The sequence below is a fragment of the Acinetobacter defluvii genome (assembly GCF_001704615.3).
GTDB lineage: Bacteria > Pseudomonadota > Gammaproteobacteria > Pseudomonadales > Moraxellaceae > Acinetobacter > Acinetobacter defluvii.
Genome location: NZ_CP029397.2, coordinates 3174189 through 3185707, shown reverse-complemented (window position 1 = coordinate 3185707; position 11519 = coordinate 3174189). Strand labels below are relative to the sequence as shown.

Annotated in this window: 8 protein-coding genes; 4 read left to right on the top strand and 4 right to left on the bottom strand. The window is 37.4% G+C overall.

Features of this window, described 5'->3' with window-relative positions; translation table 11 throughout:
* Nucleotides 1-11: 11 nt before the first annotated feature.
* A complete protein-coding gene (locus DJ533_RS17750; protein ID WP_065993849.1) occupies nucleotides 12-2426 on the bottom strand; it encodes a YgiQ family radical SAM protein in 2415 nt (804 codons plus the stop codon).
* A 336-nt stretch (nucleotides 2427-2762) separates the two neighbouring features.
* On the opposite strand from DJ533_RS17750, the gene DJ533_RS17745 reads away from it, so the two are divergent.
* Entirely contained in the window at nucleotides 2763-3782 is a 1020-nt protein-coding gene (locus tag DJ533_RS17745; protein ID WP_081406097.1) for an alpha/beta hydrolase, read from the top strand.
* 130 nt (nucleotides 3783-3912) lie between these two features.
* Here the strand turns inward: DJ533_RS17745 and DJ533_RS17740 are convergent, their stop codons facing one another.
* Together DJ533_RS17740 and DJ533_RS17735 are read right to left on the bottom strand one after the other, a co-directional pair.
* Nucleotides 3913-5160, bottom strand: a complete 1248-nt coding sequence (locus tag DJ533_RS17740; protein WP_065993848.1) for an esterase-like activity of phytase family protein — start codon at nucleotides 5158-5160, stop codon at nucleotides 3913-3915.
* Nucleotides 5161-5627: 467 nt separating this feature from the next.
* The gene (locus DJ533_RS17735; protein ID WP_065993847.1) at nucleotides 5628-6362 is read right to left on the bottom strand and encodes an outer membrane protein OmpK; all 735 of its coding nucleotides are present in this window, start codon (nucleotides 6360-6362) and stop codon (nucleotides 5628-5630) included.
* A 535-nt stretch (nucleotides 6363-6897) separates the two neighbouring features.
* Here DJ533_RS17735 and DJ533_RS17730 point away from each other — a divergent pair.
* The 3 genes from DJ533_RS17730 (at nucleotide 6898) to DJ533_RS17720 (ending at nucleotide 8758) form a co-directional block, all read left to right on the top strand.
* Nucleotides 6898-7263 (top strand): HPF/RaiA family ribosome-associated protein, encoded by a 366-nt coding sequence (locus DJ533_RS17730; protein ID WP_065993846.1) that lies wholly within the window; start codon nucleotides 6898-6900, stop codon nucleotides 7261-7263.
* A gap of 172 nt (nucleotides 7264-7435) precedes the next feature.
* The gene (locus tag DJ533_RS17725; protein ID WP_065993845.1) at nucleotides 7436-7978 is read left to right on the top strand and encodes an ankyrin repeat domain-containing protein; all 543 of its coding nucleotides are present in this window, start codon (nucleotides 7436-7438) and stop codon (nucleotides 7976-7978) included.
* Nucleotides 7979-7990: 12 nt separating this feature from the next.
* Nucleotides 7991-8758 (top strand): transporter, encoded by a 768-nt coding sequence (locus tag DJ533_RS17720; RefSeq protein WP_065993844.1) that lies wholly within the window; start codon nucleotides 7991-7993, stop codon nucleotides 8756-8758.
* Nucleotides 8759-9505: 747 nt separating this feature from the next.
* On the opposite strand, the gene DJ533_RS17715 is transcribed toward DJ533_RS17720, so the two are convergent.
* Nucleotides 9506-11473, bottom strand: coding sequence for a BCCT family transporter (locus tag DJ533_RS17715; protein WP_065993843.1), 1968 nt, complete (start codon nucleotides 11471-11473; stop codon nucleotides 9506-9508).
* Nucleotides 11474-11519 lie beyond the last annotated feature (46 nt).

Genomic DNA, 11519 nt, shown 5'->3' with positions numbered 1-11519 from the left:
ATTTTTAAAACCTAAGCTCTATTCTTCGGCTTGGGTTTTCCTTTGCCATTGCCACCAAACGGTTTTTTATCACCTGTTTCACGAGGTGGTAAACCTGTATGTTGCGTCAAAATCTGACCACGTTCAGGACGTTTTTTGGTATTCGATGGACGAGACTGACCTTGCGCAGCTTTAGTTCGATTCCCTTGTTCACCATTACGTTTTTGAGAATCTCCTGCCACAGTTGAATTTTTCTTACGAGCAGATTGATACTGACCATCCGCACTGCCAGCAGGCTGATAAGTCGGAATCAAATGCTGCTTTGAGTTACCAATCAAGTCCTGACGCCCCATTTCACGCAAAGCATCACGAAGTAATGGCCAGTTGTTTGGATCATGATAACGTAAGAATGCTTTGTGCAAACGACGACGTTTTTCACCTTTCACGATATCTACATCTTCGGTATAACGTGCCACTTTTGCCAGTGGGTTTTTACCGGTGTAATACATGGTCGTTGCGGTAGCCATTGGCGATGGATAGAAAGTTTGTACCTGATCAGCACGGAAACCATTTTTCTTTAACCAAATTGCCAGATTCATCATGTCATAATCCGTTGTTCCTGGATGTGCAGCGATGAAGTATGGAATTAAATATTGCTCTTTACCTGCTTCCTTACTGAAACGATCAAACATTTGTTTAAAGCGGTCATATGTTCCAATACCCGGCTTCATCATTTTATTGAGTGGACCTTTTTCGGTATGTTCAGGTGCAATTTTTAAATAACCGCCAACATGATGTTGAACCAATTCTTTGACATATTCAGGATTTAACACTGCCAAGTCATAACGTAACCCTGAACCAATCAGAATCTTTTTGATGCCTTTTAATGCACGTGCTTTACGATACAACTGAGTCAACGGTGCATGATCGGTATGTAGATTTTGGCACACACCTGGGAATACACACGATGGCTTACGACAGTTCTTTTCAATCTCAGGATCTTTACATGCCAAACGGTACATATTTGCCGTTGGACCACCCAAGTCTGAAATAATCCCTGTAAATCCTGGTGCAGTATCACGAATTTTTTCCACTTCACGTAAAATGGATTCTTCTGAACGGTTTTGAATAATACGACCTTCGTGCTCTGTAATCGAACAGAAAGTACAACCACCAAAACAACCACGCATGATATTGACAGAGAACTTGATCATATCAAATGCAGGGAAACGTGCTTCACCATAAGCAGGATGTGGCAAACGTGCATAAGGTAAGTCGAACACATAGTCCATTTCTTCGGTGGTCAAAGGAATCGGCGGTGCATTTAACCACACATCACGCTCACCATGCTTTTGTACCAAGGCACGTGCATTCCCCGGATTGGTTTCGAGGTGCAGAATACGATTGGCATGTGCATATAAAACAGGATCATTTGCCACATCTTCAAAAGCAGGCAAACGAATCACTGCCAATTCACGTGGTGGTAGCTTATGTTTAATCGCTTTCGATGCGGGTTGAAGTTGAACAATCTGGGTATTTTCGTCCAAATTGTCACCTTCACGAACAATTGGATTGGCAACCAATTCTTTTTGGAAGTTTTGATATTGAGTTAAAGAATTACCTTTGTCTTGTTCAATTTCACAACCATCCAAATCCTCAGTCATCACATAAGGATTAATGATTGGATCGACACGCCCAATCGTGTCTACATCATTGGATGCAATTTCAACAAACTGTGCTTTTGAAGCACGATTATTTTTATTAACAATAAATGCGGTACCACGAACATCAGTGATCTCATGGATTTTTTCGCCTTTTGCCAAACGGTGCATGACTTCAACAATTGAACGCTCGCCATTTCCGTACATCAACAGATCGGCTTTGGAGTCCATCAATACTGAACGACGAACTTTGTCTGACCAGTAATCATAATGTGCAATACGACGTAAAGAAGCTTCAATCCCGCCCAATAATACTGGCACATCTGGGAATGCTTCACGACAACGCTGGCAGTACACAGTCGCAGCGCGGTCTGGGCGTTTATTTGGTTGATTATCTGGAGAATAGGCATCATCCGAACGGATTTTACGGTCAGCCGTATAACGGTTGATCATCGAATCCATGTTGCCTGCGGTCACACCCCAAGCAATATTTGGCTTGCCCAACACTTTAAACGCGTCAGCAGATGTCCAATCAGGTTGGGCAATAATGCCGACACGGAAGCCTTGTGCTTCCAATGTACGCCCAATAATCCCTGAGCAGAATGAAGGATGATCGATATACGCATCGCCACACACTAAAATAAAGTCACAACTGTCCCAACCGAGCAAATCCATTTCTTCACGTGACATCGGCAAAAATGGTGCAGGATCAAAACATGATGCCCAATATTTGTCGTAATCAAACAACGCCTTAGGCGCAGTCTGCATGGTATAAGCAGTAGACATGGCTAGCAATTCTCGGCTGGCAGAAGGAAGATCTGATATCAGATAAAATCTGATCAAAGATGAAAGCCGATCATTTTACCATGAATTTGATTCAGGTTGTTTGATTATAATTTATACAACACAAGAAATTTACAAATTTAAGCTGTTTAAAGTATTTTACTTTTTATTCTTCATTTTTTCCGACAAAAGGTGGATTTTATAAATCATTAAAAATCAATAAATAATATATAAAACTTGCATAAATGATCATTTTAAAAAAATAAATCATGTTTTTTGCACATTTATTTTCAATACCATTCAGACTACTCTAACAAAAATAAAAATGAGAATTACGTCATGTTTTTAAAACGGATCTTGCTGTCCTTTTTAGTTTTTTTTCAAACATGGGTCAGTGCCACCCCACCCAAAGAAAAATTTTATAAAAATCAAGATGCATGGAAAAAACTACAACAACATTTGCCTCAGACTTATCAACTAAATGAAGCGAATCAGCCGCAAGAATATTTTTGGCAATGGCGTAAAAACAATATTCATGTTGATTATTATCCTCAACCAAATGCACCTGCAAAAGTCATTTTATTGCACGGTGTTGGAACCAATGGGCGTCAACTCAGTCTGATCTTAGGTCATCCTTTGGCACAAGCTGGCTACGAAACCATGGCGCTGGATTTACCTGGTTATGGACTGACACAATATCCTTCGAAAAGCGCTATTCGTTATGAAGATTGGATTCAATTAGTCAGCGATTTTGTGGATGCAGAATCACAAAAAGACCAACGTCCAATTTTTCTATATGGTTTATCTGCAGGTGGCATGCTTACCATGCATGTGGCAATGCAAAATAAAAATATCAAAGGTATTATTGGTATGACATTTTTAGACCAACAACGTTTGGCAGTAAAAAAAGGAACGATGCGTTTTAGTGCTTTGAGTCCTCTACTTTTGCTAGGTATGAAAATGGGTGCCATGACACCTGTGGTAAAAAGTATTCCACTGCCGATGTCATTGGTTTCAAAAATGTATGCTTTGACCAACGATCAACAAGCATTAAAAATTATGCTCAATGACACTACTTCTGCTGGCAATGCCATGTCGATCAAATTTTTAAACAGCTATATGAATTATCAACCCAAATATGACTTATCCAGTTTCACTCAATGTCCTGTCTTACTCACGCAACCTGCAGAAGATCATTGGACACCCTTGGCATTTAGCCAGCCTGTACTTGAGCGTTTGAATGTGCCATATCAAGTCGTCATGTTACCTAAAGGTGGACATTATCCTGTAGAAGCACAAGCCTTAGAACAGTTAAAAACGAGTAGTATTGCATTTATTCAGCAACGCCTTAAAAATTAAGGCTATTCAAAATCATGCTTATGAGTTTTATATTATCAATGCACTGCTTTTGTTTTTCAGTTCTAGTTATGCATTTTTTACTGTAGAAAATAAAGCGCCTATTGAGGCGCCCTATTTCAGTCCTAAAAATTTAATACAAATCTTTGGGCAGGCGAATCTGAATTATTTCGTTATTATCTGCTTTATTGGCATTACGCCCTGAAGAACTAGGGAAGTTGTTATCATTTAAGACAGTTAAAGTATTTTTATTCTCAATAATCACATCTTCAATGGTAAAGAAGGGAAATGCAAAGGTAGAACCTGTTCCAAGATCACCTTCACGTACCTGACCATAGAGTGCATTTGGATTATCAATTTTCATTAAATCTACCAATTCTTCACGCTGAATCGCTTTTCCAGACTCACCTAACTTCACATGAATCAGCTTCTTATAGCCCGATAATTTATTCTCAGAATCATCACGCTCAATGATAATACCAGACTGGTTATCAAACATTTGAAAATCACCAATCGCTGTGGCTTGGTCATTTAAATCAAATAAATAATATTGACCTGTATAGGCTTTTTTCTCTAAATCAAATTGGGAAATAATTAACTGTCGTTTTGTTGAATTTTTAAGTGGTTTTTCAAGTAAAGGGTACAAATATTTGCCATCTTTTGACAATGCCATTCCTTCAAAACCACCACTTTGTTGAACCAAGGGTTCAACATAATTAATATTGGCTTTATTTAACTGATTTTGTGGTGAACGTAATTCTTTACCTTTTTGTAGTGGATTTGGTAAAAAAATCGGCGCATCTAATAACACTCCATCTTTATCAAAATGCAGTAAGTATGGACCAAACTCTTCCCCAATCCAATAACTTCCATCCGCAGCACGTTGGATCGATTCTGGATCAAAATCTTGTCCTGTTAACAAACGTTCTGGCGTATTTTTATTCACAATATCAAATGTAATCAATTTATTCGGGTCACGTAATTGAACAAAACTCATAACCTGAACTTTGGCTGATCCCGTTGTTTTTGTTCTAAAATCAGGCTTAATTTGGTAAATACGCAACAAAAAATCTGCTGAGTTATCTTGTGACCCAAAACCATTGTCTGCCATAACCATATAGGTACCATCAGCATTTTTTAAAGCACCAGAAAAACCTTGTACAGGCTGCCCTCTAAACGGTGGAAAAATACCATTTGCTCCTTTTACAGCTGCACCCGAGTTTGGACCTGCTGCATAGGTTTCGACATCGAGTTGAGCAAAAGAAACTAAAGTCGGAACTTTTACATTGGATTCAAAAACAAAATCGTCATCATTATCATTGCAGGCAGTTAAAGTAAAAATACTGCTTATTAATAGTGTTAAACTTAATTTCTTCATCATGTGAATGGTCACTTATTCTTAGATCAATAAATGCAACCATTAAACTCTAGGAAAATGACAATTTCGGGTAATTTTAATGACAAGTTTGACTTAGTTTCTAGGGAGTATTGACATTTGTAGGTTAAAAAAATAGCGAGATCATAAAATCAAATCGCTAAACTCAACCTTATTCTCTTTATGTCTAGAACAATGCTGCAAGATCAGCACGGGGCTATAAATTACTTTGCTTACAGAGCAGTGATCTTCATCCGTAATTTTGACATCTATATTAAATCTCATTTATGAAATTTTGTTGAAGTCATTCTTTATCGCATGAGAATAGGGTGTCCGTGACGTGATTTTCTCAATAATTATAATTGATATAGACTGATCAATGTCTTACAAGTGTGTTGCACTTAACTTTTGAATCCACGAAATAAAAAGCAAGATCGAAATCTTGCTCTTAAATCGCAATCATATTGTGTGAATTAGAAATGATATTTCACTAAGGCACTCACATCATTTTGGTCAACGCCTTTGATGCCGTATTTGTTGTTCCAAACAGAATGTTCGATACCGACATAAAGCTTGGTTTTAGGTGAAATATGTTTACCCGCATTCCATTTCCACTGGGTTGTCCAGTTGAGTTCGCTGGCATGATCATCTTCAGCAGTTGACCAGTCAAGGAAGCCATCAACAAGGAAGTCTTCTGAACCTAACTTAAATGGTACGCCATAGGTGATGGTCATTTGATAATCATCATCTTGTTTGTCATTGTCAGCTTTATAGAAGTTAATGCTTGCAAATTGTGTATAAGGAATCGCAAGGTCAAAACCTACACCGTATAAGAAGTTGTTAAATTCTTGGTTGAGATCGTAGCCTGCATTATGTTCCCAAGTCGTTGCGATGAGTACATCCTTGACTGGACCAAAAGACATTTTTTGACCTGTTACTTCACCTAAGCTTAAACGAGGTGATAATTCAAAATACGTATTTTGTTCATCATTGCCATCGAGTTGATGATCTACAAAGAAAAATACATCAGCGTATTTCAATTTTGCTGCGTATTCAGCGGTGACTGTTGTGCGATCTTCAGTGCCTACTTCATAGTTTTCACCATAAAGACCAGTTAAGCTGAAATCTTGCCATACAATAGGATTAGCTTGAGCTAAAGTTGTAGTTGAAGCAAGTATGCATAGTGCAGCAAAGTGTGTGAATTTCATGAAAAATATCTTCCCCCCAAGAAAGCGTAACAAGGATACAGATTCTTAAGCAAAAATAAAGCCGAAATGCTCTAAAAAGTGAATTATTATGTAATTTTCGAGCTTTTAAAAAGCCCTAAAAAAGGAGAATATTCTCGGACTATTAATACGTATCAAACTGCGCAAGTATGTTTTTTAAACGATTTTTAAATGTGTGAAAAGGGTAAAACTATAAAGTAAAAAAGATAATTAAATCATTAAATTAGAAAATAAAGTAACAACTTGTCATTTTTCATATTGTTTTCATAAATATTTTCAAAATCCTCTTGCATATTTTTCAATATAGCCCGATATTGAAGATATAAGGACACGGAAATTTCTCCAAAGTGTTCATCATTCATGATGGAGGTTGCGACCAAAATTCAAATGAAGATGTACTCAAAGCTGAAACACCAGCAAGAACCCAACGTGCCAACATAAGAAAGTTTTGCACATACACATAAATGATTTTTTAAATTTATTGAAAATATAAAATTGTTAGAAGAGGTTGATATTTATGAACATTGAAATCCGTACAGATAAAAATATTCAAAATAGTGATCGTTTAATTACCTATGTGCGCGAAGAGTTAAATCAAGAATTTCAACGTCATAGTGAGCGTATTACACAATTTTCGGTTCATATTAGTGATGAAAATGGGGACAAAGGCGGTGATGACGATATTCGTTGTATGATCGAAGCAAAAGCTGCTGGTTTAAAACCTGTCGTTGTGACACATAAAGCTAAAAACATTGATCTTGCATTACATGGTGCGATTGATCGTATTAAACGTAGCATCGAGCATGTACTTGAGAAAAAAGAAAATCCTCGCGGTGGAAAACTGGAATTTAGTGATTCTGATTTAGAAGCAGGTGAAGCTTAGTGAAGAAGCCCCGAAAGGGGCTTTTTTTATGGTTGAATTAAAAGTTTTGGTCATAAAGCAACAAAAAACGGCATAAAATTTTACAAAATCAGTAGGCTAATAATTACTTGAACGATCTTTTTTATTTTTCGGCATAATAGTCATATATTGAAATCCAAAATGAGACAAGTATATGCTGACTGCGCCCCAACACGACTTTTTACAGGCTATAGAAGCATTAGACCTTGAACAAGTCACGCGACTCTTGGCAGAGGGTTTAGATCCTAATTTTATTGAACCTGAAAAAGGACCTGCAGTATCAGTTTGGTCAGATGGTTTATTTCAATGGTGGGAAGTTGTATGTGAGGCTTATGAGGCAGGTCAGCCCTTAAGCGCAGAACAAAAACAAGCACAGTTACAAGTTCATTTAGACATTTTAGAACAACTCATTCAAGCAAAAGCTAATTTTCATCTTTGGGATGCAGAAGAGTGTTATGGTCCACTTTGGGATGCCGCAAGTGCCGCATGTGTTCCTGCAGTGAAACGTTTGTTAGAACTGAAAGTTGATGTAAATAGCAAAGATGAAGAGGGAAAAACGATTCTTACTTCGATTTGTGATTTATTTTTTGATCAAGATTTTGATGAAATTGATTGGTCACAGGCTTTACCTGAAGAGAAAGAAACTTTAGAGTTATTGCGTAGCCACGGCGCCAAAATGTCTAAAGAATTAGCTTAACTGAGTAACAGTATGACAATACCGAATAAAATCATCATGATGCTTGCAGCAACTGTAAGTATGAGTAGCTTTGCTGCAGAATTTTCATTTGACCGTCCTGGTGCAGGATTTAGTACGGGGATCACACCAGTGGGTCAAGTGGCTTGGGAACAGGGTTTACCAAGTGCAAGCTATCGTGAAACTACAGTAGAGGGCGCAAAGGCAAAAACAGTAACCTTAAATGGTGATATGTTATTGCGTACAGGTTTAGCATCAGGCTTAGAGCTACAATTGGGTTGGGCAGGACCTACATGGACGCAAACCAAGTATAAAGGTGAAAAAGTTGATGATGATGGTTTGGGTGATGTCAGCATTGGTTTAAAGAAAGCCATTGATTTAGACGATGATAAATTGTCTATGGCTGTCTTAGCACAAGCGATTATTGCAACTGGGAATGAAGGCTTTAGCAACGAAGACGATATCTATAGTTTAGGGACTTCACTTGATTATCAGTATAATGACTTGGTGACTACAGGCATTACCATGAATTATGCTGTGCAAGATGGCGACTGGTCAGTGACTGCGATTCCAACAGTAGGTTATAAAATTGCAGGAAATTTATCCGGTTTTTCTGAGTTTATTTACCATAAAGCTGAAAGTGAAGATTATCAATATGGTTTGGCTTCAGGTCTGATCTACGCGTTAAATGATCGTACTCAACTTGATGGGAGCATCGGAGTTGATTTAGAGGGTCAAGATCGTAGCTATAATGCAGGATTTGGTATTTCATTCCTTTTCTAAATAAAGACTTTCGATACGAATTTGAGGAGAGCAGCATATGTTGCTCTTTTTATTTGTGTAAAAATATCAAAAATAAAATGCAGGAAAAATAAGATGGATTTATATATTGGGAATAAAAATTACTCCACTTAAAAAAGGCTTTAAAAGAAAGTTTTTAAAGATTTTATTATGGGATGTTATGTATTGGATCGTGGATTAAAAAACGATAACTCATGTGTAGAACGATTTTTTATATTTCTATATTGATTATTTGATTTGATCAACATAGAGTAAATCGTTGAGTTTTTCCTGTATTAAAAAATAACTCTCTACGATAATTTTTTTTAAAACTCTTTAATGGAATATTAAAATTTTTAAGTTTTAATGATTTATATTTTTTTATGACTAATGATCACCAAGCTAGTCTATTAAAATCTACACTTCTTTGGAGGAGCAGATTTAAATATCCTTAATCTACATTCATAATATCGATACAGCTTAAAATACTTACAGATACTCAGCTTAGAAGCATAAAACTATTTGATAAGTGAAACGTTAGTTAGGTGAAAAGGCACTCTATTTAGAAGTGACTCTATCTGTTACAAGTCGCTCTATCTCGTGGAAAATTCTAGTGTTTAAAATACTGATATCAAACGGATGTGAAAGCTTTAACTATGGGGTGATACAAAGAAAATACAGTGCATGTTAGGCACTGTATTTTCCATCATGTGATCTATTCACAGGTTTGGCCAATAAATTAGCGCATACTCAATTACGAATCACATTTAAAAAATGTAAATGGCGTTCATATTGGTCAATAATATCTTGTAATAGATCTTCTTGCGTCCAGTCCATCACATCATAACCCTGACCACCTTCACGTAAAAACACCTCTGCTTGATAAAACTCATCAATTTCATCATGTTGTTCGTCTAGCATAAAACTTGCAGCTTCAGTTTGATGAGTCAGTACTTTATAAATAAAATTCAACTCACTTTGGTGGTCGACACTGAGTGCTAAGCCATCCTCGACTTGATGAATATTTACCTGTAAATGTCGACGTTTAAATTCACGTTGGATGTTTTCAAAAGCTTGTCGTACCTGATGTTGAATATAGTCATTCACTTCATCACGCGTATGCGGATAATGCATAATCAAGCCTAAACGTTGTTGCCAACTCCGTGGATTTTGTACGGCTCTTGGAGTGATACGTGCCATTTGTAAGGCATTCATTTTGGTCACATCTAAACGCAAGGCTTTGAGCAAGCCCCAACACAACAACACCATAATTAAGGTGAATGGTAAGGCACTCATCATGGTGGCTGACTGCAATGCACCTAAACCGCCTACCACCAATAAGATAATCGACAATACCGCCATAAGCACTGTCCAGAATAAACGTTGCCACACTGGGGAATTATCTGATTTTGCAGTGAGATAATCCGTTACTAAAGCACCCGAATCCGCAGACGTCACAAAAAACAATACCACCAAAACTGTGGCAATAAAGCTTGAAATACTGGCAAAAGGCAAATGACTCAAGAACTCAAACAATGCTACAGACGAGTCTTTTTGTACTGCTGTAATTAGCGCGCCATGTCCTTGTTCTAAAATGCTAAATAAAGCTGCATTCCCCATGAACCCCATCCAGATCAAAGTAAAACCTGTAGGAATGAGTAATACACCTACAATAAACTCTCGGATGGTTCGTCCACGTGACACACGTGCAATAAACATCCCTACAAATGGTGACCATGAAATCCACCATGCCCAGTACATAATCGTCCAGCCACCAATCCAGCCACTGGGTTGATAGGCATACAGATTAAAAGTCATGGAAAATAAATTAGAGATGTATTGCCCAGCATTTTGAATGGTGGTTTGTAAAATATAAATACTAGAACTGGCTAAAAATACAAAGCCTAATAAAGTTAAAGCGAGAACTAAGTTTAATTCTGACAGGCGCTTAATCCCTTTATCTAAACCTAAGCCTACTGATAAGGACGCTAAGATACTGACAAAAATAATCAGCATAATTTGCGTACTGATCTGATTTTCCCAACCAAATAAATAACTCAAACCTGAGTTAATTTGTGTAACACCAAAGCCTAAAGTTGTTGCAACGCCAAATACTGTTCCAATGGTGGCAAAGGTATCTACCGCATCCCCCATCGGACCATAGATTTTTTTACCAATTAAGGGATATAAACCAGAACGAACTTTTAAAGGGAGATTATGACGAAATGCAAAATAAGCCAACGTTAAACCCACCAAAGCATAGATTGCCCAGGCATGTAATCCCCAATGGAAAAAGGTAATTCGCATCGCTTGTTGTGCAGCTTGAACTGTTTGTGGATCACCTGTTGGCGGATCCACATAATGCATAATGGGTTCAGCAACCCCGAAGAACATTAAACCGATGCCCATGCCTGCGGTAAATAACATGGCAAACCACGAACCATTGCTATAATCAGGCTGACTATGATCAGGACCGAGTTTGATTTTACCCATATCAGAAAAGGCAATGAACACTAAAACCATCAGGAAAATAGCGACTGCAAGCACATAAAACCAGCTAAATGAATCTGTAATCCACTGATTCATTTGCTTGGTCATTAGGTCAAACGCATTCGGTGTAAAAATCACAAATGCTAAAAATACAACTATAATCCCAACACTACTGAAAAATACATTTGGATTGACATTGTCAAACCAAGATGACTTTTTGGAAGGCATATCTTCCTCACATTTTTTTAATTAATAAATAGACCCTATGGATCAA

Bases quoted from the DNA above. Each gene is read 5' to 3' on its own strand.
- DJ533_RS17720 (WP_065993844.1), top strand. From the start codon at position 7,991: ATGACAATACCGAATAAAATCATCATGATGCTTGCAGCAACTGTAAGT.
- DJ533_RS17745 (WP_081406097.1), top strand. From the start codon at position 2,763: ATGTTTTTAAAACGGATCTTGCTGTCCTTTTTAGTTTTTTTTCAAACA.
- DJ533_RS17740 (WP_065993848.1), bottom strand. From the start codon at position 5,160: ATGATGAAGAAATTAAGTTTAACACTATTAATAAGCAGTATTTTTACT.
- DJ533_RS17725 (WP_065993845.1), top strand. From the start codon at position 7,436: ATGCTGACTGCGCCCCAACACGACTTTTTACAGGCTATAGAAGCATTA.
- DJ533_RS17730 (WP_065993846.1), top strand. From the start codon at position 6,898: ATGAACATTGAAATCCGTACAGATAAAAATATTCAAAATAGTGATCGT.
- DJ533_RS17735 (WP_065993847.1), bottom strand. From the start codon at position 6,362: ATGAAATTCACACACTTTGCTGCACTATGCATACTTGCTTCAACTACA.
- DJ533_RS17750 (WP_065993849.1), bottom strand. From the start codon at position 2,426: ATGTCTACTGCTTATACCATGCAGACTGCGCCTAAGGCGTTGTTTGAT.
- DJ533_RS17715 (WP_065993843.1), bottom strand. From the start codon at position 11,473: ATGCCTTCCAAAAAGTCATCTTGGTTTGACAATGTCAATCCAAATGTA.